This is a genomic window from Leptothrix sp. (in: b-proteobacteria) (assembly GCF_965250675.1).
GTDB lineage: Bacteria > Pseudomonadota > Gammaproteobacteria > Burkholderiales > Burkholderiaceae_C > Sphaerotilus.
Genome location: NZ_CBDFPH010000011.1, coordinates 13436 through 39075, shown reverse-complemented (window position 1 = coordinate 39075; position 25640 = coordinate 13436). Strand labels below are relative to the sequence as shown.

Annotated in this window: 23 protein-coding genes; 7 read left to right on the top strand and 16 right to left on the bottom strand. The window is 68.1% G+C overall.

Annotation, left to right across the window (positions count from 1 at the left end):
* The first annotated feature begins 34 nt into the window (after nucleotides 1–34).
* A complete protein-coding gene (locus tag AC5IG3_RS14620) occupies nucleotides 35–1330 on the top strand; it encodes a 3-deoxy-D-manno-octulosonic acid transferase (protein ID WP_491907031.1) in 1296 nt (431 codons plus the stop codon).
* A gap of 43 nt (nucleotides 1331–1373) precedes the next feature.
* Here AC5IG3_RS14620 and AC5IG3_RS14615 read toward each other — a convergent pair whose 3' ends face one another.
* From AC5IG3_RS14615 to AC5IG3_RS14595, 5 genes are all read right to left on the bottom strand, one after another.
* Complete coding sequence (locus AC5IG3_RS14615) at nucleotides 1374–2705, bottom strand: TolC family outer membrane protein (protein WP_491907030.1); 1332 nt, start codon at nucleotides 2703–2705, stop codon at nucleotides 1374–1376.
* Nucleotides 2706–2753: 48 nt separating this feature from the next.
* On the bottom strand, nucleotides 2754–3095 hold the full coding sequence (locus AC5IG3_RS14610) for a rhodanese-like domain-containing protein (RefSeq protein WP_491907029.1): 342 nt from the start codon (nucleotides 3093–3095) through the stop codon (nucleotides 2754–2756).
* A 14-nt stretch (nucleotides 3096–3109) separates the two neighbouring features.
* The gene (locus AC5IG3_RS14605; protein WP_491907028.1) at nucleotides 3110–3763 is read right to left on the bottom strand and encodes a protein-L-isoaspartate O-methyltransferase family protein; all 654 of its coding nucleotides are present in this window, start codon (nucleotides 3761–3763) and stop codon (nucleotides 3110–3112) included.
* 59 nt (nucleotides 3764–3822) lie between these two features.
* The gene (locus tag AC5IG3_RS14600; RefSeq protein WP_491907027.1) at nucleotides 3823–4539 is read right to left on the bottom strand and encodes a TetR/AcrR family transcriptional regulator; all 717 of its coding nucleotides are present in this window, start codon (nucleotides 4537–4539) and stop codon (nucleotides 3823–3825) included.
* A 73-nt stretch (nucleotides 4540–4612) separates the two neighbouring features.
* Entirely contained in the window at nucleotides 4613–5224 is a 612-nt protein-coding gene (locus AC5IG3_RS14595; protein ID WP_491907026.1) for a phenylacetic acid degradation protein PaaY, read from the bottom strand.
* A 196-nt stretch (nucleotides 5225–5420) separates the two neighbouring features.
* Here AC5IG3_RS14595 and AC5IG3_RS14590 point away from each other — a divergent pair, with 196 nt between their 5' ends.
* On the top strand, nucleotides 5421–6569 hold the full coding sequence (locus tag AC5IG3_RS14590) for an ABC transporter substrate-binding protein (RefSeq protein WP_491907025.1): 1149 nt from the start codon (nucleotides 5421–5423) through the stop codon (nucleotides 6567–6569).
* 254 nt (nucleotides 6570–6823) lie between these two features.
* On the opposite strand, the gene AC5IG3_RS14585 is transcribed toward AC5IG3_RS14590, so the two are convergent.
* Genes AC5IG3_RS14585 through AC5IG3_RS14575 form a run of 3 tightly spaced genes read right to left on the bottom strand, consistent with a single transcriptional unit; the run spans nucleotide 6824 to nucleotide 12473 of the window.
* Complete coding sequence (locus AC5IG3_RS14585; RefSeq protein ID WP_491907024.1) at nucleotides 6824–8086, bottom strand: class I SAM-dependent methyltransferase; 1263 nt, start codon at nucleotides 8084–8086, stop codon at nucleotides 6824–6826.
* A gap of 5 nt (nucleotides 8087–8091) precedes the next feature.
* Complete coding sequence (locus tag AC5IG3_RS14580) at nucleotides 8092–10137, bottom strand: YhgE/Pip domain-containing protein (protein WP_491907585.1); 2046 nt, start codon at nucleotides 10135–10137, stop codon at nucleotides 8092–8094.
* A 17-nt stretch (nucleotides 10138–10154) separates the two neighbouring features.
* A complete protein-coding gene (locus AC5IG3_RS14575; protein ID WP_491907023.1) occupies nucleotides 10155–12473 on the bottom strand; it encodes a TonB-dependent receptor plug domain-containing protein in 2319 nt (772 codons plus the stop codon).
* Nucleotides 12474–12550: 77 nt separating this feature from the next.
* Here AC5IG3_RS14575 and coaBC point away from each other — a divergent pair, with 77 nt between their 5' ends.
* Together coaBC and dut are read left to right on the top strand one after the other, a co-directional pair.
* Nucleotides 12551–13843, top strand: coding sequence for a bifunctional phosphopantothenoylcysteine decarboxylase/phosphopantothenate--cysteine ligase CoaBC (gene coaBC / locus AC5IG3_RS14570; RefSeq protein ID WP_491907022.1), 1293 nt, complete (start codon nucleotides 12551–12553; stop codon nucleotides 13841–13843).
* Nucleotides 13840–14292, top strand: a complete 453-nt coding sequence (gene dut / locus AC5IG3_RS14565) for a dUTP diphosphatase (protein WP_491907021.1) — start codon at nucleotides 13840–13842, stop codon at nucleotides 14290–14292. The genes coaBC and dut overlap by 4 nt, the downstream gene beginning before the upstream one ends.
* 24 nt (nucleotides 14293–14316) lie before the next feature.
* Here dut and AC5IG3_RS14560 read toward each other — a convergent pair whose 3' ends face one another.
* The 5 genes from AC5IG3_RS14560 to AC5IG3_RS14540 form a co-directional block, all read right to left on the bottom strand.
* Nucleotides 14317–14700 carry a VOC family protein gene (locus tag AC5IG3_RS14560; protein WP_491907020.1) on the bottom strand — a complete coding sequence of 128 codons (384 nt, stop codon included), beginning with the start codon at nucleotides 14698–14700 and terminating at the stop codon, nucleotides 14317–14319.
* 88 nt (nucleotides 14701–14788) lie between these two features.
* On the bottom strand, nucleotides 14789–15271 hold the full coding sequence (locus AC5IG3_RS14555) for a CreA family protein (protein WP_491907019.1): 483 nt from the start codon (nucleotides 15269–15271) through the stop codon (nucleotides 14789–14791).
* Nucleotides 15272–15285: 14 nt separating this feature from the next.
* A complete protein-coding gene (locus AC5IG3_RS14550; RefSeq protein WP_491907018.1) occupies nucleotides 15286–18387 on the bottom strand; it encodes an efflux RND transporter permease subunit in 3102 nt (1033 codons plus the stop codon).
* The gene (locus tag AC5IG3_RS14545) at nucleotides 18384–19721 is read right to left on the bottom strand and encodes an efflux RND transporter periplasmic adaptor subunit (protein WP_491907017.1); all 1338 of its coding nucleotides are present in this window, start codon (nucleotides 19719–19721) and stop codon (nucleotides 18384–18386) included. Before AC5IG3_RS14545 ends, AC5IG3_RS14550 begins: the two co-directional genes overlap by 4 nt.
* 120 nt (nucleotides 19722–19841) lie before the next feature.
* Nucleotides 19842–20363, bottom strand: coding sequence for an FKBP-type peptidyl-prolyl cis-trans isomerase (locus AC5IG3_RS14540; protein WP_491907016.1), 522 nt, complete (start codon nucleotides 20361–20363; stop codon nucleotides 19842–19844).
* 65 nt (nucleotides 20364–20428) lie between these two features.
* Between AC5IG3_RS14540 and AC5IG3_RS14535 the strand changes: the two genes are divergently transcribed.
* The 3 genes from AC5IG3_RS14535 to AC5IG3_RS14525 all read left to right on the top strand — a co-directional run bounded on the left by AC5IG3_RS14535 (nucleotide 20429) and on the right by AC5IG3_RS14525 (nucleotide 22542).
* On the top strand, nucleotides 20429–21643 hold the full coding sequence (locus tag AC5IG3_RS14535; RefSeq protein ID WP_491907015.1) for a JmjC domain-containing protein: 1215 nt from the start codon (nucleotides 20429–20431) through the stop codon (nucleotides 21641–21643).
* 32 nt (nucleotides 21644–21675) lie between these two features.
* A complete protein-coding gene (locus AC5IG3_RS14530; RefSeq protein ID WP_491907014.1) occupies nucleotides 21676–22182 on the top strand; it encodes a hypothetical protein in 507 nt (168 codons plus the stop codon).
* Between the two features lie 165 nt (nucleotides 22183–22347).
* Nucleotides 22348–22542: a hypothetical protein gene (locus AC5IG3_RS14525; RefSeq protein ID WP_491907013.1), complete on the top strand. Its 195-nt coding sequence runs from the start codon at nucleotides 22348–22350 to the stop codon at nucleotides 22540–22542.
* A 148-nt stretch (nucleotides 22543–22690) separates the two neighbouring features.
* On the opposite strand, the gene bamC is transcribed toward AC5IG3_RS14525, so the two are convergent.
* From bamC to AC5IG3_RS14510, 3 genes are all read right to left on the bottom strand, one after another.
* The gene (bamC, locus tag AC5IG3_RS14520; protein WP_491907012.1) at nucleotides 22691–23890 is read right to left on the bottom strand and encodes an NlpB/DapX family lipoprotein; all 1200 of its coding nucleotides are present in this window, start codon (nucleotides 23888–23890) and stop codon (nucleotides 22691–22693) included.
* A 110-nt stretch (nucleotides 23891–24000) separates the two neighbouring features.
* Entirely contained in the window at nucleotides 24001–24885 is an 885-nt protein-coding gene (gene dapA, locus AC5IG3_RS14515) for a 4-hydroxy-tetrahydrodipicolinate synthase (RefSeq protein ID WP_491907011.1), read from the bottom strand.
* 77 nt (nucleotides 24886–24962) lie between these two features.
* Nucleotides 24963–25499, bottom strand: a complete 537-nt coding sequence (locus AC5IG3_RS14510; protein ID WP_491907010.1) for a class I SAM-dependent methyltransferase — start codon at nucleotides 25497–25499, stop codon at nucleotides 24963–24965.
* Nucleotides 25500–25640: the final 141 nt, after the last annotated feature.

Below are 25640 nucleotides of genomic sequence, written 5' to 3'. Positions count from 1 at the left end.
GCCGGTGCAGGATCTGACGCGCTCCCTGAAGCGGGTGGCTACGGAATTTCTGGCGCGGCTGGCCTACAGCACGCTGCTGCGGCTGCTGTTGCCGGCGCTGCTGCTGCGGCTGCTGTGGCGCGCGCGCCAAGAGCCGGTCTACGGCCATGCGCTGGGGGAGCGGCTCGGTTTCGGCGCGGCCACGCCGCCCGGTGCGCTCTGGCTTCACGCGGTGTCGCTGGGCGAAACGCGTGCGGCCGAGCCGTTGATCCAGGCCTTGCGCACCGCCCATCCCGGCATGCGCCTGCTGCTGACGCACGGCACCGCCACCGGGCGCGAAACCGGCGCGGCGCTGCTGCAGCGGGGCGATGCGCAACGCTGGCTGCCGCTTGATACGCCCGGCGCGGTGCAGCGTTTTCTGCGCCGCCACCGGCCCGCCATTGGCGTGCTGATGGAAACCGAGGTCTGGCCGAATCTGCTGCTCGAAGCCGCCGATGCCGGCGTGCCGATGGTGCTGGCCAACGCGCGCCTGTCCGAGAAAAGTCTGCGCCAGTCGCTGCGCTTCGATGCGCTGCTGCGCCCGGCGGTCGAGTCGATGACGATGGTGCTGGCACAGACCGAAATCGACGCGCAGCGGCTGCTCCAGGCGGGCGCGCGGCAGGTACAGGTCTGCGGCAACATCAAGTTCGACCTGCAGCCCGAGCCGGCCTTGCTGGCGCGCGGTCGGGGCTGGCATGCCTCCGCAGGCCGGCCGGTCGTGCTGGCCGCCAGCTGGCGCGAGGGTGAAGACGAGCCCTTGCTGCACGCCTGGCAGCAGGTGTTGGCCAAGCAGGCCGCACAGACCGGGCCGCGCCCGCTGCTGCTGCTGGTGCCACGCCACCCACAACGCTTCGACGCCGTGGCTGCGCTGGTGCAGGCGGCGGGTCTGAGCCTGTCGCGCCGCAGCAGTTGGCAAGGCGATATGCCTGACGCCACCGCCGCATCAGCCGATGTCTGGCTGGGTGATTCGATGCGCGAAATGCCGGCCTATTACGCCGCGGCGGACGTGGCCTTGCTGGGTGGCAGCTTCGCGCCGCTGGGTGGCCAGAACCTGATCGAGGCGGCGGCCTGCGGCTGCCCGGTGGTGATGGGCCCGCACACCTTCAACTTTGCCGAGGCGGCTCAGCTGGCGCAGGCGCAGGGCGCCGCGCTGCGGGTGGCCGACATGGCCGACGGTGTGGCGCAGACGCTGAGACTGGCAGGTGATCCGTTGGATCACGCCAAGACTTCAGCTGCGGCGCTGGCGTTTGCCGCCGCGCATCAGGGCGCGGCGCGGCGAATGGCCAGGCAGTTGCTGGGGCTGATGCGGTAAATGCGGGAATCACGACGTCTGCCGCCGCGATTCCCTCAGGCGCTTACTTGCCCAGCAGCCCGTTGATGGTGTCCACATCGGCGGGCGACAGCACGCCAGCAGCCTGGCGCAGCTTGAGGCCGTTGACCAGCACGTCGTAGCGCGCCTTGGCCAGGTCGCGCTGGGTGGTGTAGAGCTGGGTCTGGGCGTTGAGCACGTCCAGGTTGACGCGCACGCCGACCTTGTAGCCGAGCTGCGTGGCTTCCAGTGCCAGCTTGCTCGACGATTCGGCCGCCTGCAGTGCGTTCACCTGGGCCTGGCCCGACTGCACGCCGAAGTAGACCTGGCGCGTGACCTGGGCGACGGCGCGGCGGGCGGCGTCGAGGTCGTTGCGCGACTTCTCTTCCAGCACGACCGCTTCCTTGACCTGGTTCTGGATCGAGCCACCGGTGTAGAGCGGCATCTTGAGTGTCACGCCGATCTTGGCGTTGCTGCTGGTGCCGGCGCCGCCGGACGAGACAGCCGCCGTACCGCGGTTGTTGCTGCCGGCGACGCTGCCTTCGAGGTCGACCGTCGGCTGCGAGGTCGCCTGCGTGCGGCGGGTTTCGAGCTTGGCGATCTCGTAGCCGGCACGGGCTTTGCGCACGGTGGGCGCCTGCTCGACCTTCTCGACCCAGGTTTCCACGCCGCTGTCGGCCAGATTGGGCAGGGCGTTGCGGGTGATCAGCGGCAGGGGCATGACACCGTTGCTGCCGACCAGCTGGTCGAGTGCGATGCGCTTGCTGCGCAGGTCGTTGTCGGCGGCGATTTCCAGCGCGGTGGCCAGGTCGAAGCGGGCCTGCGCTTCACGCGTGTCGGTGATGGTGGCGGTGCCGACCTCGAAGTTGCGCTTGGCCGAGGCCAGTTGCTCGCTGATGGCTTTCTTGCTGGCCTGCGTGGTGGTCAGCGTGTCCTGCGCGCCCAGCACGTCGAAGTAGGCCTGCGCCACGCGCACGATCAGGTCCTGCTCGGCGTTGGCCAGGTCGGCCTGGGCGGCATCCAGCGTCTTGCGGGCCTTGTCGATCTGCAGGCCGTTGGCGCGGTTGTAGAGCGGCTGCACGGCGGTGACGCCCACGGCGGCGGTGGTGAGGTTGCGGCGGTCGGCGGCTGGCGTGTCGCTCTCGGTGCGTGACAGGCTGCCCTGCAGGCCGACGTTGGGGCGCAGCAGCGCCTCGGTCTGCTCGATGCGGTACTGGGTCGAATCCGCCTGGGCGCGGGCCGACTGGTAGGTCGCGTCATAGCTGCGCGCGGCGTCGTACAGCTCCTTGAGGCTTTGGGCCTGCGCCGGGAGAGTCAGCGCGCTCAGCGCCGCCAGGGTCAGCCAGCCCAGGGGCTTGTTCGGGAGCGGGAGAGACATGCGGACTTCCTTGTCGGCTAAAGAGAGAGGGAATGAACCAAAGATCAGTCAGTACTGCGCCACGTCGGGATCAACCTCGCGCGACCAGGCGTCGATGCCGCCGTGGATGTTGAAGACCTCGGCGTGGCCGTGGCGCTCCAGGAACAGCGCGACCTGCAGGCTGCGCATGCCGTGGTGGCAGAGCACCAGCACGGGCTGCGCGGGGTCGAGTTCAGCGAGGCGGGCGGGGATCTGCTGCATCGGGATCGTCACCAGCGGCAGGCCGGCAGGCTCGATGCGCGCCAGCGCCACTTCCCAGGGCTCGCGGACGTCGAGCAGCACGGCGGGCTGGCCGTTGTCGCGGCACTGGGCTGCCAGCGCGGCCACGTCACGGACGGAGACCTGTTGCACGGGCGCGTCCGGGCTCAGAAAACGAAGCGGCTGGGTTCGCCGAAGCCGTCCAGGCGCGGGGCGACGGTGTCGAACAGCACGTCGGTGCGGAAGTCGCGCTCGCTGGTGCGCGTGATGCGCAGCGCCCGCATCACCGGCTCCTGGCCGACGATGCCGACCAGCCGGCCGCCCACCTTCAATTGCTGCAGCAGCGATGGCGGTACCTCGGCCACCGAGCCCGACAGCAGCACCGCGTCCCACGGACCACCGGCGATCACGCCCGCGCTGCCGTCGGCCTGGCGTACTTCGACGTTCATCACGGCGGCGTGGCGCAGGTTCTCGCGCGCCATGGCGACCAGCTCCGGGCGGCTCTCCAGCGTGACGACCTGCTGGGCCTTGTGTGCCAGCAGCGCGGCCATGAAACCCGAGCCGGTGCCGATCTCGAGCACCCGTTCGTGCCGGTGCGGGGCGAGTTCCTGCAGCAGGCGGGCTTCGACCTTGGGCGCGAGCATGACCTGGCCGCCGGGCAGCGGCACTTCCAGATCCATCAGCGCGGCGCTGCGGTGCGCCGCCGGGGTGAAGTCTTCGCGCTTGACCACCGCCAGCAACTGCAGCACCGAGCCGTCCAGCACGTTCCAGGGGCGGATCTGCTGCTCGATCATGTTGAAGCGGGCTTGTTCGAGATTCATGGGTTTACCTTGACTTGAGCTAAAGCGGAGCTGCCGCGGGCGCGACAAAGCGGCGCATTTTAGGAGGCGGCCGGTGCTGCCGGTATGAAGAACGTCGTGGGTGCGTGGTGCAAACCGTGCAGGATCAGGCTCATGTGGGCCCGGATGAAGGCTTTCGCGTCCAGTGGCTGGTCGGCGGGCGTGCAGGCGCCCAGCGAATGCTTGTGCACGCACAGCATCACCATCGGCAGCACCAGGGATTGCACGGTGGACGCCACATCGACGGCGCGGAACTCGCCCGCATCGATGCCGCGCTGCACGATCTGGCCGATCAGCATCTGGCCGGGCTGCACCACTTCGCGCTGGTAGAAGGTGGCGATCTCGGGGAAGTTGCGCACCTCGGTGATGATGAGCTTGAAGACGCCCGAGGCATCGCTCTCCAGCACGTCGATCCACCAGCGCGACAGCACGTCCTCCAGCAGCTGCGCACTGCTGCCCTGGTGCTCGGCCACGGCCTGGGCGCCCGCAGTGATCTGCTGCGACAGTCGTTGCTCGATCACCGCCTTGAGCAGGTCTTCCTTGCTGGGGTAGTAGAGGTAGAGCGTGCCCTTGGACACGCCGGCGCGCTTGGCGACGTCCTCGGACTTGGTCGCGGCAAAGCCTTTCTCGACGAACAGGGCGAGCGCCGCATCGAGCAACTCCTGCGGCCGCTCGGCCTTGCGGCGTTGATGGCCTTGGGCCGGGGCAGGGCGAGGGTCTTCAGGCAAGGAGGGCACGGGCTGCACGGAGGGTTGCATTAAATGACTGACTGGTCAGTAATGTAGTGCCGGCCCGGCGCCAGGGTCAAGCCGATGCATCAAGACCGATGCATCAAGCCGCCTCCCCGCGCTTGGTGGCGATCAGCGATTTCACGTCTGGCGCCTGGGTGCGCGGTCGGTCGGCCTCGACCTCGGTGAGCGGCGTCACCTCGACCAGGCTTTCGCGGCAGCGCCGGGTCAGGTCCTGGTAGACCAGCGTGCCTTCCAGTTTCCACTGGATCTCGGCGTCGCTCAACGCGCGCATCACCTTGGCGGGCAGGCCGGCGGCGAGCGAGCGTGGCGGGATCTTCTGCCCGGCGCGCACGAAGGCGCAGGCGGCGACGATGCTCTGCGCGCCGATTTCGGCCTCGTCCATCACCACCGCGTTCATGCCCACCAGCGCATCGCGCCGCACCACGCAGCCGTGCAGCACCGCGCCGTGGCCGATGTGGCCGTTGACCTCGACGACGGTGTCCGCGCCCGGAAAGCCGTGCATCACGCAGGTGTCCTGCACGTTGGCGCCGGCCTCGATGCGGATGCGGCCGAAGTCGCCGCGCAGGCTGGCCAGCGGGCCGATATAGACGTCGGGGCCGATGATGACGTCGCCGATCAGCACGGCGGTCGGGTGCACATGGGCGCTTGGGTGCACGACGGGAATCACGCCGTCGATGGAATAACAGGGCATGGGGCGGTCTCCGGGGGTGTCGGTTGGCGTGTGGCTCTGTATGTGGCGCTATCAGGGTTGTTCCCAGCGTGGCTGGTCTTGTTGAACCCGGACGCGAAGGCTACGATTTACCGACCGGTCGGTCAAGATTTGATCCGGCCTGCATCTCCCGCCTCATCCCTGCTGAATCCCGCTGAATTGCTCCGGAGCCCTACGCATGAAAACCACTTTTTCCCTGCTCGCCTCTGCCGCGCTGCTGACCCTCAGTGGCGCAGCGCTGGCCGATATCAACGTGGGCGTCAGTGTGTCGGCCACCGGGCCGGCCGCGTCGCTGGGCATTCCCGAGAAGAACACCATCGCGCTGATGCCCACGACCATCGCCGGGCAGAAGGTCAACTACATCGTGCTCGATGATGCCTCCGACACCACCAAGGCCGTTGCCAACGTGCGCAAGCTGGTGAGCGAGGACAAGGTCGATGTGATCCTGGGCTCGACCACCACGCCCAACTCGCTGGCGATGATCGACGCCGCGGCCGAGTCGCAGACGCCGATGATCTCGATGGCCGCCTCGGCCCGCATCGTCGAGCCGATGGACGCCAAGAAGCGCTGGGTCTTCAAGACGCCGCAGAACGACATCATGATGTCGCTGGCGATTGCCTCGCACATGGCCGACACCGGCGTCAAGAAGGTCGCCTTCATCGGCTTTGCCGACGCCTACGGTGAAGGCTGGTTCCAGGAGTTCAGCAAGGCCGCCGGCCTGAAGGGCATCCAGGTGGTGGCGAGCGAGCGTTATGCGCGCGCCGACACCTCGGTCACCGGCCAGATCCTCAAGCTGCAGGCCGCCGCGCCCGACGCGGTGCTGATCGCCGGCTCGGGCACGCCCGCCGCGCTGCCGGCCAAGACGCTCAAGGAGCGCGGCTACGCCGGCAAGATCTACCAGACCCACGGCGTGGCCAACAACGACTTCCTGCGCGTGGGCGGCAAGGACGTCGAGGGCACCTACCTGCCGGCCGGCCCGGTGCTGGTGGTCGACCAGTTGCCCGCCAACCACCCGCTCAAGAAAAGCGCCAAGGCCTATGTCGACAAGTACGAGGCCGCCAACGGCAAGGGCAGCGTCAGCACCTTCGGCGCCCACGCCTGGGACGCCGGCCTGCTGATGACGGCGGCCGTGCCTGCCGCGCTGAAGAAAGCCCAGCCCGGCACGCCGGCCTTCCGCGCCGCCTTGCGCGATGCGCTGGAGACCGTCAAGGAACTGCCCGGCGCGCATGGCATCTTCAACATGTCGGCCACCGACCACCTGGGCCTCGACCAGCGCGCCCGCGTGATGGTCAAGATCGAGAACGGCGCCTGGAAATACCAGCCCTGATGCCTGGGTTCGCTGGCGTGTCTGTGGATAACTATCGGGCGCTCACTCTGCCCGAGTGATTCCACAGACGCTCTGGATAACTCTGTGGAAAGTGCTGGGAAACTTTGTTCCAGGTGGCGCCAATGCTGGATTTTTCTTGGATTGCCCGATATTGAGGCAGTACCGGTGCGCCAAGCCCGTCATGGCCCTGTCAAGAATTTGTCAAGATCCTGACACGCAGAATTAATGCGAAATCTGTGGATAAGTCGGGTGCATCAGATTTGCATCAAACCTTCCAGGCAGTGCTCGCGAATGCCGTAGAAGGCCTTGATATCGGCGATCTGCTGCCGCACCTGGCGGGCGTGGGCGTCCTGCGCTTCCTGCAACTCGGGTGAGGTGGGGCGCTTGACGGCCAGGATCATCTTGTTCTTGTTGGTGTGCTCAAGGGTCACGAACTCGAAGATCTGGGTGTCGTAGCCGGCCGCGTCCAGCAGCAGCGCACGCAGGCTGTCGGTGACCATCTCGGCCTCCTGGCCCAGGTGCACGCCGTGCTGCAGCAGCGGGCGCAGCAGCGCGGGGGTCTGCATCTGCGGGCGCAACTCCTTGTGGCAGCACGGCGAGCACATGATGATGCTGGCCCCGGCACGCAGCCCCAGGTGGATGGCGTGGTCGGTGGCGGTGTCGCAGGCGTGCAGCGCGATCATCACGTCGACCTGGGCCGGCGTGTAGCTGCGCACGTCGCCGGCATCGAAGCGCAGGCCCTGCAGGCCGTGGTGCTGCACGGCGCGGCTGCACAGCTCGGTCAGCTCGGCGCGCAACTCCACGCCGGTGACGCGGGGCGTCTTGCCCTGGGCGCGCAGGTATTCATGTAGCGCGAATGTCAGGTAGGCCTTGCCACAGCCGAAGTCGACCGCGCTGATGTCCGTCTGCTGCGCCAGCGGCGAGGCGGCCAGCGCGCTGGCAAACACCTCGACGAACTTGTTGATCTGCTTCCACTTGCGCGCCATGGCCGGCACCAGCTCACCCTGCGCTGTGGCCACGCCCAAATCCTGCCAGTAGGGGTTGGCGAGTTGCAGCATGCGCTGCTTCTCGCGGTTGTGGCCGGCGGGTGTGTCGGTGTCAGTGGGCGTGTCTGATGCCTTGACCTTGCCCACGCGCAGCAGGCTCTTGTCGCGCCCGCCTTTTTCCTTGACGCTCAACTGCACCTCCTGCGTGGCCGTCATCAGGTGGGCATTGCGGAAGCTCGGGCCGATCAGCGCGGCCAGCACGACAGCGGCTTCGGCGTCGGGATGGTTCTTGGTGATGTCCTTGGTCGCATGGCGCCAGACCAGCTGCAGGTGCGGCTGGCCGCGCAGGCTCACCGGGCGCACCAGCACGCGCTCCAGGCCGGCTTCATCACCCACGTATTGGCCCAGCACCAGCTTGTTGAGCGTACGTGTGGTGATGGCGGTGGTCAGCAGGCGCAGAAAGCGCTCGCGGGCGTCGGGTGCCTGTGCGCGAACGTCGGGCTGGTCTTGGTCGATCAGGGTGGTGAACATGGGTATCAGTCTATTTCTATGCCGGGATGGTAGGCGTCAGCCGGCACCGGCTTCCAGCGGCCGAAGCAGGTCGCCAGCAGCAGCGCCGTGGCCGCGCAGGCCACGATCACACCCCAGTACTGCAGCCACAGGCCGTCGTAGGCGCCGAACAGGCTGGCGCGGAACGTCTTGACCACCCAGGTGAAGGGCAGCCAGGGGTGCAGGGTCTGGAACAGCGGCTCGGCCAGCTGGATCGGCATGGCCGCGTCCGCTGCCGAGATCTGCACGATCAGCAGCAGCACGCCCAGCACCTTGCCCAGGTCGCCCAGCCAGCGCACCAGCGTGAACAGGATCAGCAGGAACGCCAGCGACGTGGCACAGGCCGTGGCCGCCAGCTGCGCCGTGTGCGCGACTTGAATTCCCAGCACGCCCAGCAGCATGGCCAGCATCACCAGCGATTGGCTCACCACCACGGCCGCCGGCAGCGCGAGCTTGCCCAGTGCCAGCGCCAGGCGCGAACGCCGGGCGATATCGCCCGGCACGGCCTCGGGCACATGGCGCAGGTGGAACAGGAACGCGGTCATGACCGCGCCGACCCACAGCGCCAGCGGCACGAAGTTGGGCGCAAAACCGCTGCCGTTGTTGGCCACCGGTGCGGCCACCTCCACCACGGCGGCCACTGAATCGGCCAGCCCGGCGGCGCTGCCCTCCAGCACCGGCAGATCGGCGGGCAGGGCGTGGACCAGCACGTCCAGCCCGGCGTGCAGGCGCTCGGTGCCGTCCTGCAGACGCAGCAGGCCGCCCTTGAGCTGGCCGCTGCCGTCGCTGAGCCGCTTGAGCGCCTCGTCCAGCGTGGCTTGGCCCTGGGCGAGCTGGGCGCTGCCGCTGGCCAGGGCGTCGAGCCGGCTGTCGTCGGGCAGGTTGGCGGCCAGCTGATGCACGCCGGCGCCGTATTGCAGAAAGCCGTCCGCCAGCGTGGCCACGCCCTGCTGCAGGTGCTGCGAGCCGGTCTGGAGGTGCGCCTGCGCGTCGCGCGCCTGGTTCAGACCCTCGGCCAGCGCGGTGCTGCCGGCTTCCAGCTGGCCCGCGCCCGCAGCCACATCGCCGCCCACCAACGGAATGCGCTCGGCGCCGGCCTTGAGCTGGCTGGTGCCATCCTGCAGGGCCAGCGCGCCGTTGTGCAGCCGGTTCAGGCCGCGGCCGAGGTCCTGGTGGGCGCTGACCAGACTCTGCGTGCCGCTGCGCAGCGGCTGCAGGTCCGCTTCGCTGGGGCGGCGTGCATCCAGCTGTCGCAAGCCGCTGCCCAGCTGGCGCGCGCCGCCCGCCAGCGCGCTGCTGCCTTCGGCCAGCTGGTTGCCGCTGCGGCGCAACTGGCTGCTGCCGCTGGCGGCCTGCGCCAGGCCGCGTTCCAGATCAATCGCACCGGTGCTGGCACGCTGGCTGCCTTGAACCAGCTCGGATGAGCCTGCACGCAGCGCCTCGACCCCGTCGCGCAACGACGTCAGGCTGAGCTTGGAGCCGGCCGCCGAGTCCAGCACCAGCTGCCAGCGCCGCGCGTTGAGCGACTCGTTGACGCGGTGCGCCAGCTCGGGCGCAAAACGCCGCGCCAGCCCGGCGCCGGCGTAGTTGTTGCCCTCTGACGTGTAGATCACCAGCTTGGCGCCGCCGGCTTCCGCGCCCGGCACCGCCAGCCGGCTGAAGTTCCCGGGCAGCAGCACGGCAAAGTCCAGCTCGCCGCGCCGCACTGCGCGCCGGGCGCTCTCGGCGTCGGCGTACACCCGCCAGGCGAAGTCGCCGTGGCTTTGCAGTGCGGTCAGCACCTCGGTGCCGAGGGCCACTTCCTGGCCGCGATAGACCATGCCCTGATCGCTGTTGACAATGCCCGCCGGCAGCGCATGGCTGCGCGCGGCCGGATCCCACAGGCTCGACAGGTAGATCAGCGCATACAGCGCCGGAATGAACAGCGAGCCGATCACGGCCACCGCGAACTTGGGGTTCTGGCGCAGCAACGCCAGGTCGGCACGAAGCAGGGTGGCGAGGGTGTGGGCTGGCGCGCGCATGCGGCGGATCATAGGCACGCCTCTGCGCCTTACAGCTTCAACTCCAGCTTCACGCCCCAGTAGGTTTCGCCCGGTGCACTGTTGACGGCCGTCTGGCGGGTGGTGCCGGTGCTGTCGGTGGCGGTCACGGTGCTGCTGGTGCGCCAGTCGAGCGGGACGAGGTTGGCCGCGCTCAGGCGCAGCTGCACCGTGGGGTTGAAGGTCCAGAGTGCGTAGAGGTCGACCACGCGCTTGGTGGCAATGTCATTGCGCTGCAGCTCGCTTTGCTGCACGGCGTAGGTGGGTGTGTAGTTGAGGTTGCCGCCCAGCATCAGCGGCCAGCCGGGCACGCGGTAGTCGGCGCCCAGGTTGGCAGTCCAGTCGGGCTGCTGGTCGAGGCGGTTGTCGGGGCCGCCGACGCCTTCCACCTTGGAGCGGAACACGCTCAGGTTGCTGCGCAGGTCGAGCGCAGTGGTCGTCTTGATGACTTCGGCCAGGCGGAACTTGGCTTCCAGCTCGATGCCGCTGGTGCGCGCCGTGCCGATGTTCTGCGGCTGCGACACCCAGCGCGGCGCGCTGGCGTAGTCCACGCCCTGCAGCGTGGTGACGTTGCGGATCAGGTTCTCGATGCGGCGGCTGAACACGCTCGCGCTCAGCAGTCCGCCACCGCTCAGGTAGTGCTCGTAGGCCACGTCCAGGCCGGTGGCGAGTTCAGGCTTCAGGTCGGGGTTGCCGATGCGGTCCGGGCTGGTCGGCTCGTTGCCGCCACTGGTGGGGTAGCGGCTGGAGATGCTGCGGCGCGCGACTAGGTTCTGCAGCGATGGTGCGCGGTAGCTGCGCGTCAGGCTGGCGCGGATCTGGTCCTTGCTGCCTTCGTCGAGCCGCCACAGCGCGTGCAGCAACGGTGACCAGACGCTGCTCTGGTTGCGCACGCGCTGCCCGCCGGAGTCACTGGCCGAGCCGATGCCCTCCCAGCGCAGGCCGCCGTGCAGCGACCAGGTGGGCGACACGCTCCACTCGTCCTGCGCCCACAGCGCGGTGCGCAGGCTGCGCGCCTGCAGGTCGCCGCTGCCGTCGTCGAGCAGCGAGGTGGTGGTGCCGCCGCTGGTCTGCACGCTGCTGCGGCTTTCCTGGCGCTGGCCGCGCTCGATGTCCCAGCCGGCGGCGAGCAGGTGTTCGCCGTCGATTGACTGGCTGTACTTGCCGCTCTGGCTCCACCACTGGTCGCGCACCCGGCTGCGGTCGACCAGCTGGCGGCTGGCGCTGCCGGACTGGAACTCCTGCCGTGTGCTGTCGCTGCCGTAGCGCATGGCGCTGAGGCTGCCCTTGATCTCCAGCCTGGCGCGGTTCTCCAGCCGGGTCTGCCACTGCGCGTTGACGCGGGCGACGTCATAGCCGCCGCTCGAATCGGTCGTGCTGGTGTCGTAAGGGTTGGGGCTGGTGCCGGCCAGCAGCGTGCGCGTGCTGCGGGCGTGGCCGCTGTTGCGGGCGCTGAGCAGGAAGGGCGTGACCGACAGCGTGTCCTGGCCGCCGAGTTTCCACTGCAGCCGGCCGTTCAGGCTGATGCTGTCGCGCCGGTCGCGGCTGGCGTCGTCCTCGATCTGGTCGAGGCTCAGGGCTTCGGTGCCACCGGTCGGCGTGGTGGTCGTCGTGGTGCGCAGGCTGTTGGCGTTGTTGCGGTCACTGTGGTTGGCGCTGCCGCTCAGGCTGTAGCTGAAGTCGCCGAGCTGCTCGGCGCGCGTCCAGGTGGCGCTGGGCTGCCAGCGCTCGTCCTCATGCGAAAGCGTGAGCTGCGCGGTGTTGAGGCGCTTGCGCACGTCCTCGCGCAGCACGATGTTGATGGTGCCGGCAATCGCCTGCGCGCCGGTTTCGGCGGTGGGGGCGCGCAGCACCTCGATGCGCTCGATCTGGTCGGGCGTGAGCGCGTCCAGTGAGAAGCCCGGCCCGACGCGCTCGCCGTTGAGCAGGATCTGCGTGTAGCCGCCGCCCAGCCCACGCATGCGCACATCGCCCCCGCGCCCGGGGCGGCCACCGAGCGTGACGCCGGGCAGGCGCTTGAGCACCTCGGTGATGCTGCTGTCGCCCATGCGCGTGATCTCCTCGCGGCCGATGACGATCTTGGCGGCGGTCGACTCGCGCCGCAGGGCGGTTTCGTTAAGCACCTCGCTGCCGCTGCCGGTGATTTCGACCCGTTCCAGGCTGGGCGCGGCGGGTGCGGCCTCAGGGGCTGGGACAGGCGCTGGTGCCGTTGCCGGTGTCTGAGCGGGTGCGTTCTGCGCCAGTGCTGCACCGGAGGCGATGCACAGCATCAGGGCTGTCAGCTGGGTCCGTTGGAAATGGAGGTGGGTCTGGGTTTTTTGAGCGCGCATGGTACAGATTGTCCTTGGGTCGGCATGACCCGAAGCGGGGCGGGAAATCATGGCCGCGCCGATTAGACTCGCCGCCCATGAATCAACGACTCGACTTGGCTGGCCGCCGCCTCGTGCTGGGCCTGAGCGGTGGCATCGCCTGCTACAAGAGCGCCGAACTGCTGCGCCTGCTGGTCAAGGCCGGCGCCACGGTGCGGGTGGTAATGACTGACGGCGCGCGCCGCTTCATCACGCCCGAGACGATGCAGGCGCTCTCCGGCGCGCCGGTGGCCACCGACATCTGGGACGCTACCGAGCCCAACGGCATGCCGCACATCAACCTGACGCGCGGCGTGGATGCGTTGCCGGTGGACGCCATCCTGGTCGCGCCCGCCAGCGCCGACTTCATCGCCCGGCTGGCGCAAGGCCGGGCCGATGACCTGCTCAGCCTGACCTGCCTGGCGCGCCCCTGGGGCAGCAGCGCCGCCCAGCCGGTGCCGCTGGTGCTGGCGCCGGCCATGAACCGCGAGATGTGGGCCCACCCGGCCACGCAGCGCAACCTGGCCCAGGTGATGGCCGACGGCGCCGTGGTGCTGGGCGTGGACGCCGGCTTCCAGGCCTGCGGCGAGGTGGGCGACGGCCGCATGCTGGAGCCCGAAGCCATCGTCGAAGACCTGATCACCGCGCTGGCGCCCAAGCCGCTGGCCGGCCAGCGCTGGCTGATCACGGCGGGGCCGACCTTCGAGGCGATCGACCCGGTGCGCGGCATCACCAACCATTCCAGCGGCAAGATGGGCTTCGCCATCGCCCGCGCCGCGCATGAGGCCGGCGCGCAGGTCACGCTGGTGGCCGGCCCGGTGCATCTGCCCACGCCGCGGGGCGTGGCGCGCACCGACGTGCAATCGGCCCGGCAGATGTGGGACGCGGTGCTGCCGCAGGCCGCCGCGCACGACGTGTTCGTGGCCACTGCGGCGGTGGCCGACTGGCGCCCGGCGCACCTGTCGCAGCACAAGCTCAAGAAGGACGGCAAGAAGATTGCGCCGACTTTCGAGCTGACTGAGAACCCCGACATCCTGGCCGCAGTCGCGGCCTTGGCGGAGGTGAACGCCGCGCCTTACTGCGTCGGCTTCGCCGCCGAGAGCGAAAAGCTCGAAGCCCACGCCCGCGCCAAGCTGCTGCGCAAGAAGCTGCCGCTGATCGTCGGCAACCTGGGGCCGGCCACCTTCGGCCGCGACGACAACGCGCTGCTGCTGGTCGATGCCGACCGCGCGCAGCAGTTGCCGGTGGACGGCAGTGCGGCGGACAAGCTCACGCTGGCGCGCGAACTGGTGGCCGAGATTGCGCGGCGGCGTGGTGCGCCAATGCCATCAATAGAAAAGAGAACCCCATGAACACCCAAATCGACTTCAAGCTGCTGGACGCGCGTCTGGCCGATCAGCTGCCGGCCTACGCCACGCCCGGCGCTGCCGGCCTGGACCTGCGCGCTTGCGTGGACGCGCCGACCACGATCGCGCCCGGCCAGACCGTGCTGCTGCCCACCGGCATGGCGATCCACCTCAACGATCCGGGCCTGGCGGCGGTGATCCTGCCGCGCTCGGGCCTGGGCCACAAGCACGGCATCGTGCTGGGCAACCTGGTCGGGCTGATCGACAGCGACTACCAGGGCCCGCTGATGGTGAGCTGCTGGAACCGCGGCGACACGGCGTACACGGTGCAGCCGCTGGAGCGCATCGCCCAGCTGGTGATCGTGCCGGTGGTGCAGGCCACCTTCCGGCAGGTGGAAGACTTCGGACTGAGCCAGCGCGGCGAGGGTGGCTTCGGCTCGACCGGGCGCGGCTGAGGCCGGCGGACGGTGCAGCGTGCGCTAGGCGGGCAAGGCCTCGTGCAGGCAGAGGACGTTGCCCTCGGTGTCGAGGAACCACGCCGCTTTTTCCGAGCCCAGCACGCAGACGTGCTCGATGGTCTTGAGGCCCGGCAGGTCGTAGCTCTCGAACACCACGCCGGCCCGCTTCAATGCAGCGATGCTGGCGGCAATGTCGGGCACCTGGAAACTCACGGCGGTGTGGTCCGCCTTGGTGCCGCCTTCTTTCGGGAACAGGGCCAGCGTGGCGCCGCCGCAGGCGTAGATGAACTTGCCGTCCGGCCGCAGCCCGCCCGGCTTGAGGCCCAGTTTTCCCTCGTAGAACCGCCGGGCGCGGTCCAGGTCCTTGACGGGCAGCATGGTGGTCACGGGTGCGTCTTGCAACATGATGGTCTCCAGTCGTTGGGCTGGAAATCATCGGCTGTTTCCGGCGCGGAACCTAGCGCTGCGCGGGGTGTTGTCGCTTGAAGTTGACTCAGCGCACCGGAATGACGGTGCCCCGGTCGACCGCCACGGCGGTGACGGCGTTCTGGGGCGAGCCTTCGATCAGCCGGTCCGAGTAGGTCAGGTAGACCAGCGTGTTGCGCTTGCGGTCGACCATGCGCACGATGCGCAGCTTCTTGAAGACGAGGCTGATGCGTTCGCTGAAGACCTCTTCCTGCTCAGGCAGCGGCTTGGCGATCACGATCGGGCCGACCTGGCGGCAGGCGATCGACGCGTCTGACTTGTCCTCGGCCAGGCCGAGCGCGCCCTTGATGCCGCCGGTCTTGGCGCGCGAGACATAGCAGGTCACGCCGGCCACCTTGGGGTCGTCATAAGCATCGACCACGATCTTGTGATCGGGGCCGATGAACTTGAAGACGGTGTCGACGGCACCGATCGACTCGGCGTGAGCCGGTGCGTGCAGGGCCGCACCGCAGGCCAGCGCCAGCAACAGGGGCAGTTGTTTCAGGGTCATGGTGCGCGTCCTGCTCAGGAATGTGCCGTCAGCGGTGCATCGGCCACGGTGGTGACGATCGGGCCGCGACCGCTGTAGCGATCGAGCGCCAGGTAGATCACCGGCGTGATGTAGAGCGTGACCGCCTGCGACAGGATCAGCCCGCCGACCACGGCCAGGCCCAGCGGCTGGCGCAACTCGGCGCCCGCACCCAGGCCCAGCGCGATGGGCAGCGCGCCCATCAGCGCGGCCAGCGTGGTCATCAGGATGGGCCGCAGGCGCAGCAGGCAGGCCTCGCGGATGGCGGCCTCGGGCGTCATGCCCCGGTGGCGCTGGGCGTCGAGGGCGAAGTCGATCATCATGATCGCGTTCTTCTTGACGATGCCGATCAGCATCAGGATGCCGATGGTGGCGATCAGCGTCAGGTCCATGTTGAACCACCACAGCGTCACCAGCGCACCCACGGCGGCCGAGGGCAGGCCGGCCAGGATGGTCAGCGGGTGGATGTAGCTTTCGTACAGCACGCCCAGCAGGATGTAGATCACCACGATCGCCATCACCAGCAGCAGGGTCTGGCCGCCTTGCGAGTCCTTGAACACCGCCGCGTCGCCGCCGTAGTTGGTGATGATGCTGGCGGGCAGGCGGATTTCCTGCACGAAGCCGTCGATCCTGGCCGTGGCGTCGCCCAGCGGCACGTCGGGCGCCAGGTTGAAGCTCAGCGTGATCGCCTGCAACTGACCCTGGTGGTTGACCGCCGTGGGGCCCAGGGTGCGCTGCACGGTGGCAAATGCCGTCAGCGGCACCAAGGCGCCGCTCTTGGCGCGCAGCTGGATCTTGCTGAAGGCGTCTTCGTCGCGCCGGTCGGCCTCGGCCGCTTCCATGATGACCTGGTAGCTGTTGCTCTCGCCGTAGATGGTCGAGACCTGGCGCTCGCCGAAGGCGTTGTAGAGCGCCGAGCGCAGGTCGGCGATATTGACGCCCAGCAGGTTGGCGCGCTCGCGGTCGATCTGCAGGCTGGCCTGCAGGCCGCGCAGCTGCGAGTCGCTCGTCACGTCACGGAAGATCGCGTCGCCGCGCAGCTTCTCCTGCAGCTTGATGGCCCATTCATTGAGCGAGCCGGCGCTGACGCTCTGCAGCGTGAACTGGTAGCGGCTCTTGCTCTGGCGACCACCGAGCTGCAGGTTCTGCACCGGGCGCAGGAACACCTGGATGCCGGCCACGCCCCGGGTCTTCTTGCGCAGGTCTTCCATCACCTGTGCCATGGGCGGGCGCTCGCCGCGCGGTTTCAGGTTGATGAACATGCGGCCGGTGTTGGTCGTGCCGCCCCCGCCGCCGCCCACCGAGGACGCCAGGCTGAGCACCGCCGGGTCGCTGGCGACCAGCGCCGCCACGCGGTCCTGCAGGGCCTGCAGGGCAGCGAACGAGATGTCCTCGGACGCCTCGGTGGTGGCCTGGATCTGGCCGATGTCTTCCTCGGGGAAGAAGCCCTTGGGAATGACGTTGAACAGCACGCCCGTCAGCACGAAGCTGCCGGCCGCCACCACGCCGATCACCCAGCGGTGCGCCAGCGCCCAGTCCAGGCTGCGCATGTAGCCGTTCTGGAATTGGGTGAAGCCGGCCTCGAACACACGGCCGAGCGCACTTTCTTCCCTGGGCTCGTGGTGACGCAGGAAGCGGCTGCACAGCATGGGCACCAGCGTGAGCGACACCACGGCCGACACCAGGATGGCCAGCGACACCACCACCGCGAATTCATGGAACAGCAGGCCGATCACGCCCGGCATGAAGAAGATCGGAATCAGCACCGCGACCAGCGAAATCGAGATCGACAGGATGGTGAACGACATCTCGCGCGCTCCGCGAATGGCGGCGGCAAATGGCGGTACACCGTCCTCGACGTGGCGCACGATGTTCTCGAGCATCACGATCGCGTCATCGACCACCAGCCCCACCGCCAGCGTGATGCCCAGCAGCGAGATGTTGTCCAGGCTGTAGCCCAGCGCGTAGAGCAGGCTTAAAGCGCCGATCAGCGACACCGGCAGCGACAGCGTCGGGATCACGGTGGCCGCCACGCGGCGCAGGAACAGGAAGATCACCAGCACCACCAGCACGACGGTCAGCGCCAGCGTCAGGTAGACGTCGTGCAGGGCCTCGCGCACGGAGGCCGAGCGGTCGTTGAGCAGGCTGATCTGCACCGAGGCGGGCAGCTGCGCCTCGAAGCGCGGCAGCATGGCCTTGAGCGCATCGACCACCTTGACGGTGTTGGCGTTGGGCTGGCGCTGCACGGCCAGCACGATCGAGCGCTCGCCGTTGAAGCTGCTGCTGGACTTGACGGTTTCGTAGCTGTCCTGCACCTCGGCCACGTCGCGCAGGTAGACCGGCGCGCCGTCGCGGGTGGCCACCACCAGCGCGCCGAACTCGCGCGCGTTGCGCAGCTGCTTGTTGGCCTGGATGGTGAGCGTCTGGCGTGGGCCGTCGAGTACGCCCACCGGCGAGTTGGCGTTGGCATTGCGGATGGCGGCCTGCAACTCGTCGAGCGTCAGGTTGCGCTGCGCCAGCAGGTCCGAGCGCGCCTTGATGCGCACTGCAAAGCGTTTCTGGCCAAAGATCGAGACCTGGGCGACGCCGTCGATGGTCGAGAAGCTCGGCGAGATCAGGTTCTCGGCAAAGTCGTTCAGCTCCGACAGGTTCATGGACGGCGAGGTCAGCGCCACCAGCAGCACCGGTGCATCGGCCGGGTTGACCTTGCGGTAGGACGGCGGCGACGTCATGTCCGCCGGCAGGCTACGCTGGGCGCGGAACAGCGCGGCCTGCACGTCGACGGCGGCGGCATCGATGTCGCGCGCGGCGTCGAATTCGAGCGTTAGCGAGGTGCTGCCAAGCGTGCTGGTCGACGAGATCAGCGACAGGCCGGCGATGGTCGAGAACTGCTTCTCCAGCGGCAGCGCGACCGAGGCCGCCATGGTCTCCGGACTGGCGCCGGGCAGGTTGGCGCTGACGTTGATGACCGGCGTGTTGTAGCTGGGCAGCGCTGCGACCGGAATCTTGGACCACGCCGCCAGGCCGGCAGCCAGCACGGCCAGGTTGAGCAGCACCGTCATCACGGGACGGCGGATGAAGGCTTCGACGAGGCTCACGGGCGGGCTCCCGATGCACTGCGGTCAGCGGGCACGGCGTCGCTGGCGCCGGCGGATGCCGGACCGCTGGCCGCGCCTGCGGCGTTGCCACCGCGCTTGCCGCCGCCTTCCGGCGTCACGGGTACGTCCCGGACCTGGCCACCCGGGCGCAGGTTCTGCTTGCCGTCGACGACGACCTTCTCGCCCGCCTGCACACCTTCGACCACCACCAGTTCACCGAAGTTCTGGCGCACTTGCACGGGCCGCATCTGGGCCTTCCTGTCGGCGTCGACCACGTAGACCGAGCGGTCGTTGCCGCGCAGGATCAGCGCGGCCTGCGGAATCAGCACGGCGTCCTTGAGGGTGCGCAGCTTGAGCCGCAGCCGCACGTACTGGCCGGGCCAGAGCAGCTGTGCCCGGTTGTCGAACTCGGCGCGGGCCTTGATGGTGCCGGTGGCGCTGTCCACCAGGTTGTCGACGAACTTGACCGTGCCCTTGACGGCGTCTTGCGTCCCATCCTTGGCGGCGTTTTTTGCAGCATCTTTGGCAACGTCGCCGCCGCGCGCATTGCCCGCCACCACGATGGTGGCCTCCAGCGGCGTCTTGCCGCGCAGCGCCTGCAGCAGCGGCTGGACCTGGGCTTCGGGCAGCGTGAAGGTCACGCCCACCGGGTCAAGCTGGCTGATGGTCACCAGCGGCACGGCTGTGGAACTGGTGACGAGACTGCCCGGGCTCACGGCCACCGCACCGGCGCGGCCGTTGAACGGCGCGCGCAGGGTCTGGTAGCTCAGGCTGACTTCGGCCGACTGGATGGCGGCCTGGTCGGACAGCAGCAGCGCGCGCTGGGCCTCGACCTGGGTCTGGATGCTGTCGACGCCGCTCTGGGCGATGAAGTTCTGCTCGCGCAGCTCCTGCGCACGCTTGAACTGGCGCTCCAGATCGGCGAGGGTGGCCTGGTCGCGGGTGAGCTGGGCGCGCGCCTTGTCGAGGTTGGCGCGGTCGGCGCGGTCGTCGAAGCGGAACAGCACGTCGCCGCGCCGCACGGCCTGGCCGTCCTTGACCAGGACGTCACGCACGGTGCTGGACACCTGAGGGCGGATGTCGACCGAGTTCAGCGCTGCGACGGTGCCGTTGGCCTCGACCTGTACCGGCACGTCCTGCTTGAGCGCCACGAACACGCCCACGGTCTGGACGCCGCCACGGCCACTCCCGGATGCTGCGCCCGAGGCCGCCGGGGTGGCTGAAGCGGCTGTGGCCGCCGCTGCGGTGCTACTGGTGCCTTGTCTCTGCCACCACAGCCCCGCTCCCAGGGCGGTCACGACGAGAGGGATCAGGAGCAGTGATTTTTTGGCCATGGCTTGCAACGTGAGGGGCAGGGTTCCGAAGATAGCAACGCGATGTTGCTGCTCGGTTTCAGTCGGTGATTTGCATCAATCGCGCAGCCGCGCCGGTGCATTAAGGTCCGTGCACGGATTTCAGTGCAGCGTCTGCCCCGGGGGCGCAAGGCTGACGAGGCTGGATTCAGCGCGCTCCACGGTGCGTTTTTCCTGCTCTTCTTCGTCGGCTTCGCGCACATCGCAGACCTTGACCTGCAGCACCAGTGCCACGCCGGCCAGTGGGTGATTGCCGTCGAGCACGACGTGGCTGTCGTAGACCTCGGTGACGGTGTAGATCACGTCGGCCGGCATGTCAGGCGTCTTGCTGCCTTCGGGTGGCCCCTCGAACTGCAGGCCGGGCGCGACCACTTCGGGGAAGAGGCTGCGTTCCTCGAAGAACACCAGCTCGGCTTCGTAGGGGCCGAAGGCGTGCTCGGGCTCCAGGTGCAGGGTGGCTTCGAAGCCGGCGGGCTGGTCGGTCAGCGCCTCTTCGACTTTGGCGAAGAGGTCGTCGCCGCCGTAAAAAAATTCAACGGGCTCAATCAATTCATCGATCAATTGGCCATGAGCGTCTTCGAGTCGCCAGGTCAGGCTGACGACACAGGGGGCTTGTATCTGCATGTGTGAATGATCGCATGCGCGCGCGCTGGCGCCTGCCGTGCGGTTTTCATCGGCAGAATCACCGGATGGTCAAAAAAACTTCCATTTCCACTTCTTCTGCGTCGTCGGTTCATCCGGATGCGTCGGTGCCCTCGCTGGATCAGCCCTGTGCCTTGCTGGGCGGCCTGAGTCCGCAGGCCTTCATGGAGCTGCACTGGCAGCGCAAGCCGCTGCTGGTACGCCAAGCCCTGCCGGGCGTGGTGCCGCCGTTGAGCCGGCCCGAGCTGTTCGCGCTGATCGAGAGCGACACCGTCGAGTCGCGCCTGCTGCAGCGCCGCAGTGAAGGAGAGGCGCAAACCTGGACGCTCAAGCAGGGGCCGCTGTCGCGCCGCTCGCTGCCCGCGCTCAAGCAGCCGGGCTGGACCGTGCTGGTGCAGGGGCTCGATCAGCACCTGCCTGCGGCGCAGGATCTGTTGACGCGATTTCGCTTCATTCCGCAGGCGCGACTCGACGACCTGATGCTGTCGTGGGCGAGCGAGGGCGGCGGCGTCGGCCCGCACTTCGATTCCTACGATGTTTTCCTGATCCAGGTGCACGGCCAGCGGCGCTGGCGCATCGGCCGCATGCCGGATGCCAAGCTCAAGCCCGGCGTGCCGGTCAAGATCATCGAGGACTTCGAGTTCGAGGAAGAGTGGCTGCTGGCGCCGGGCGACATGCTCTACCTGCCGCCGGGCTGGGCGCACGACGGCGATGCGGTGGGTGGTGAGTGCATGACCTGCTCGGTGGGCTTCCGTGCGCCCAAGCGCTCCGAGCTGGCGCGGGAAACCCTGCTGCGCCTGGCTGATGCGGTCGATGATGAGGCCGACAGCGGGGCGCACCCCATCATCTACCGTGACCCTGAGCAGGCCGCGACGGCTGCACCGGGCCGCATTCCGTCGGCGCTGCTCGATTTTGCCGCCGAAGGCTTGCGCCGGGTGCTTGACGAGAAAGGCGCGCTGGAGCGGGCCCTGGGCGAATACCTGAGCGAGCCCAAGCCGCAGGTCAGCTTCGAGTTCGGCGACCCGCTGCCGCCGGACTGTGGCGTGCAACTTGACCGCCGCAGCTGCATGCTCTACGACGACGACCACATCTACATGAACGGCGACTCGTGGCTGACAGCCGGTCACGATGCGCAAACCCTGCGTCAACTGGCTGACGCGCGCACGCTTGACGCCGCCAGCCTGCGCAGCGCCAGCGCCGATCTGCGTGCCCTGCTGGAGCAGTGGTGCGATGACGGCTGGCTGCACCCGACAGCCGCCTGACAAGCCGAGCGCTGGAATCGAGGGATCGAAACGTGGACCCGACTGCAGATTCGTCCTCCGACGCTGACGACACCGGTGCTGCTGGCAGGACCAACGCCCATCGCACCTGGCTGGAACAACTTGCCCAGGCCAGCGGCGGCGCGCGTGAGTTGGTGCTGGTCGATACCGATTTCAGCGATTGGCCGCTGAGCGACGCCAAGGTGCTGCAGGCCTTGACGGTCTGGATGCAGCGTCGGCACCGACTGGTGTTGTTGGCTGCGGATTTCAGCGCTGTGTCACGCCAGCATCCGCGCTGGCTGACCTGGCGTCGACCGTGGCTGCATCAGGTCAGTGGCTGGCAAGCGGATGAGCGTGACGTGGCAGGGCTGTCGGCCACCATTCTGGCTGCGCCCGGCTGGGCGATGGCTGCGCCCGCCAACCGATTTCAGGCCTTGCGTCTGACCACTGATCCGAGGCGAGTTCAGGCCATTTCAGAGCGCGTCCGTGAATCTCTGGCGCATGCGAGTGTTGCGTTATCCGTGACAACCCTAGGTTTGTAAGTGGCGCATTCGGGTTAACTATGTATACTAGTGGGCTTGATATGGAAATGCTCGAGCTTCCCATATCATTGGCGGGACTTGACGACTTGGCTTCTCTGTTTGGAGATCGGTCGGAGAGCCCCTCGATTACCGGTAATTGTTGTCTCTTTGACTGAGGTTATAAGCATGAACAAATCGCTCCTGATGGCTGCCCTGATCGCTGCTGCTGCCCTGGCCGCTTGCGGTAAAAAAGAAGAGCCGGCTGCTGCCGCTCCTGCTGCTGAAGCTTCGGCTCCTGCAATGGAGGCTTCGGCACCTGCTGCTGCCGCTTCTGAAATGGCTCCTGCTGCTTCGGCTGCTGACGCTGCTGCTTCCAAGTAAGCTTCGGCTGACTTGAGGTAGAAGCCGCCTTCGGGCGGCTTTTTCACGTCTGTACCTTTTGGCAGGCTGGGGAAAAGACGAAAAAAGAGCCGGTCGCTGTACGCGCCGGCTCTGGTTGGCCTTGGAAGGCCGGTGTGTTGCGTGCGCCTCAGCGCAATTCCGTCACCAACAGCGAGATGATGCTGCGCGCGCCGTCATCGTTGAGTCCGGCGCCGTTGGTGTCGAGCACGGTCACGGTGCTGGCAGCAGTGCCCGCGGCAACCACCTTGAGTCGATAGCGCGTACCGCTCAGGTCCTGGCGCTTGACGCCCAGCATGCGCGCGAAGAGGCCAGGTTCTTCCTGGCCGGCGAGCTTGGGATCGACATAGCGCACGAAGTAGACGCCCTGGGTGCGATCACGGTCTTCGACGGTGAAACCGCCGCGGTCCAGTGCCAGGCCGATCCGGCGCCAGGCGCGGTCGAATGCATCGTCCACCTGCAGGCTGGCAGCTGTCGCGTTGTTCAGCACGCGAGCGCGGGCAGGTGTCTCGGGTGCAGCCATGATGCTTTGGCTGGCGGTGGCCACGTTCTGTGCACTCGGTTTGGTGGCGTCGACCGGGCCTGCCAGCTTGAGCATCAGACGGCTCAACATCTCGGCCTCCAACTGCGGATCGCCCGGGCGCACCTGCCAGCGCGTGGTTTCGTTGCTGCGGTCGCCCACAGCCAGTTCCACGCTGCTGCGGTGGCTGATGTAGATCTCGCTGCCTTGCGGTGTGCGTTCGATGCGGGTGCGGAAGCGGTCACGCTCGCCCGTGTCGTAGAGGCTGTCGATCACGCGCCCGAGCGTGCGGCGGATGAAATCCTGCGGCAGCTTGGCGCGGTTTTCGGTCCAGTCGGTCTCCATCACGCCCACCTCGGGGCGATCGTCGACCAAGGTGAAGCCGTTGTCCTGCCAATAGGTGCGCAGCAGAGGCCAAAGCGTCTCGGGGGGCAGCGGGCTGACCAGCCAGCGCTGGTTACCCGCGCGTTCGATACGCAGTTTGCCGGCGCTGTTGGGTGCCACCGCGCTGGTCGCTGGCGCTGCCGCCGGACTTGCAGCGGTGCCGCGGGTCTGCAGTGCCGTGGCGCTGACCGACGTGCCGCTGGGCGGTTGGTAGCGCGGGTCGTTGGTGAGCTGGGTCAGGTCAGGCGGTACGTCCAGCGGCGCCGTCTTGGTCGAGGCGGCACGGTAGTCGACCTTGCTTGATGTCAGCGAATCGGAAACCGTGGAGCAGGCGCTCAGACCCACCAGGGTCACGACCAAGCCGGTCGCGATGGCGGTGCGAAGGGCCAGGGGGGCGTCGCAGGGGACGTCAGTACGTCGCGTCACGTTGGGGGGTCTCCAGAGCCGCACGAAGTCGGCTCCAACAGCGCGCCTGAGAAGACAGGCAGCAGGGCAGAGACGGGCGCACGATGGCGCGCCCGTGCGATTCAGTTCACTCAGCTCAGCAAGCCGGCTTCACGCAGCGCGCCTTCCAGGCCGGGTACCAGCGCGTCGGTCATCGGCACCAGTGGCAGGCGTTGTGCCGCGCCGCACAGGCCCAGGCGCTGCATGGCCCACTTGACCGGCGTCGGGTTCGGCTCGGCGAACAGCAGCTTGTGCAGGCCGAGCAGGCGCAGGTGGATTTCGCGTGCGGTCTGCACGTCGCCGGCAATGGCGGCGCGACACATGTCGGCCATGGCGCGCGGGGCGATGTTGGCGGTCACGCTCACGTTGCCCTGGCCGCCCATCAGCATCAGCGCGACGGCGGTGCCGTCATCGCCCGAATAGACCGAGAAGCCTGCGGGCGCGTGCTTGATCAGCCAGCAGGCGCGCTCGATGTTGCCGGTGGCTTCCTTGATGCCGACCACGCCGGGCAGTTGGGCCAGGCGGAGCGTGGTCTCGGGCAGCATGTCTGCGACGGTGCGGCCGGGCACGTTGTAGAGCACCACCGGAATGTCCACCGCTTCGGTGATGGCGCGGAAGTGCTGGTACATGCCTTCTTGCGAGGGCTTGTTGTAGTAGGGCACGACGCTGAGCGTGCAGTCGGCGCCGACTTTCTGCGCGAATCGCGAAAGCTCGATGGCCTCTTGCGTCGAGTTGCCACCGGCGCCTGCCATCACGGGCACGCGCCCGGCGGTCTGCTCGACGGCCACGCGGATGATTTCGCAGTGCTCATCGACGGTGACGGTGGGCGACTCGCCCGTGGTGCCGACCACGCCGATGCATGCCGTGCCTTCGGCGATGTGCCAGTCGATCAGGCGGCGCAAGCTGGGGTAGTCGACGCTGCCATCGTCGTACATGGGCGTTACGAGAGCGACGATGCTGCCTGTTATCGGTTTCATGTGCACAAAGCTGTCCTTGGAGGAGTGCGGATTCTAGCTGCCCGTGGGGCGGTCAAATGCCCTCGGGCCGACGGGGTTCAAAGGGTGTATCGCGGCGCTGAATCGCTGCTGACAACCAGCGGTGGGCGCACGGCAGCAATGCGCTGGATGAAGCGCGGCGGTGCGTCCAGGTAGCCGTCTTCGTAGGCGACGACGCGCAGCTGGCCGGCGACCAGATCCAGCAGTTCGCCCGGCTGCAGCAGAAAGTCCGGGTTGCTGGGGCGACCGATGGTCTCGTTGCCGGCAGCGAAGGTCTCGTAGATCAGCCAGCCGCCGGGCGCGACGCTGGCCAGGATGTGCGGCAGCAGCGGGCGCCACAGGTAATGTGTCACCAGCACGAGGTCGAAGGTGCGGCCCGCGAGTGGCCAGGGCCGGGTTTCCAGATCGGCCGGGACGCGCTCTGCCACCACCGGCAGGCTCGCCAGCGCCGCGCCGTCCTTGTCGACCGCCGTGACCTTGTGGCCGCGCGTGATCAGGGCTTTGGCGTGGCGACCGCTGCCGCAGGCCAGGTCCAGCACGCGTGAGGCGGGGGGCAGTTGTGCGGCAAAGCGCAGGACCCAAGTCGAAGGATTCAAAAGCAGCTCCAGATCCGGTTGGCCAGGTCTACCGTCAAACCTGGCTGAAAGTAGCTCAGTGTGACCGCTGCGAGCGCAGCGGTCACACTGAGCCACACCAGTGTCCGACGCAAAGCGGCTGTGAAGCGTGCGGGCATGTTT

Excerpts from the sequence above, each read along its gene's own strand:
- AC5IG3_RS14615 (WP_491907030.1), bottom strand. The coding sequence starts at position 2,705 with ATGTCTCTCCCGCTCCCGAACAAGCCCCTGGGCTGGCTGACCCTGGCG.
- AC5IG3_RS14605 (WP_491907028.1), bottom strand. The coding sequence starts at position 3,763 with ATGAATCTCGAACAAGCCCGCTTCAACATGATCGAGCAGCAGATCCGC.
- AC5IG3_RS14600 (WP_491907027.1), bottom strand. The coding sequence starts at position 4,539 with ATGCAACCCTCCGTGCAGCCCGTGCCCTCCTTGCCTGAAGACCCTCGC.
- AC5IG3_RS14595 (WP_491907026.1), bottom strand. The coding sequence starts at position 5,224 with ATGCCCTGTTATTCCATCGACGGCGTGATTCCCGTCGTGCACCCAAGC.
- AC5IG3_RS14590 (WP_491907025.1), top strand. The coding sequence starts at position 5,421 with ATGAAAACCACTTTTTCCCTGCTCGCCTCTGCCGCGCTGCTGACCCTC.
- AC5IG3_RS14585 (WP_491907024.1), bottom strand. The coding sequence starts at position 8,086 with ATGTTCACCACCCTGATCGACCAAGACCAGCCCGACGTTCGCGCACAG.
- AC5IG3_RS14580 (WP_491907585.1), bottom strand. The coding sequence starts at position 10,137 with ATGATCCGCCGCATGCGCGCGCCAGCCCACACCCTCGCCACCCTGCTT.
- AC5IG3_RS14575 (WP_491907023.1), bottom strand. The coding sequence starts at position 12,473 with ATGCGCGCTCAAAAAACCCAGACCCACCTCCATTTCCAACGGACCCAG.
- coaBC (WP_491907022.1), top strand. The coding sequence starts at position 12,551 with ATGAATCAACGACTCGACTTGGCTGGCCGCCGCCTCGTGCTGGGCCTG.
- dut (WP_491907021.1), top strand. The coding sequence starts at position 13,840 with ATGAACACCCAAATCGACTTCAAGCTGCTGGACGCGCGTCTGGCCGAT.
- AC5IG3_RS14560 (WP_491907020.1), bottom strand. The coding sequence starts at position 14,700 with ATGTTGCAAGACGCACCCGTGACCACCATGCTGCCCGTCAAGGACCTG.
- AC5IG3_RS14555 (WP_491907019.1), bottom strand. The coding sequence starts at position 15,271 with ATGACCCTGAAACAACTGCCCCTGTTGCTGGCGCTGGCCTGCGGTGCG.
- AC5IG3_RS14545 (WP_491907017.1), bottom strand. The coding sequence starts at position 19,721 with ATGGCCAAAAAATCACTGCTCCTGATCCCTCTCGTCGTGACCGCCCTG.
- AC5IG3_RS14540 (WP_491907016.1), bottom strand. The coding sequence starts at position 20,363 with ATGCAGATACAAGCCCCCTGTGTCGTCAGCCTGACCTGGCGACTCGAA.
- AC5IG3_RS14535 (WP_491907015.1), top strand. The coding sequence starts at position 20,429 with ATGGTCAAAAAAACTTCCATTTCCACTTCTTCTGCGTCGTCGGTTCAT.
- AC5IG3_RS14525 (WP_491907013.1), top strand. The coding sequence starts at position 22,348 with ATGAACAAATCGCTCCTGATGGCTGCCCTGATCGCTGCTGCTGCCCTG.
- dapA (WP_491907011.1), bottom strand. The coding sequence starts at position 24,885 with ATGAAACCGATAACAGGCAGCATCGTCGCTCTCGTAACGCCCATGTAC.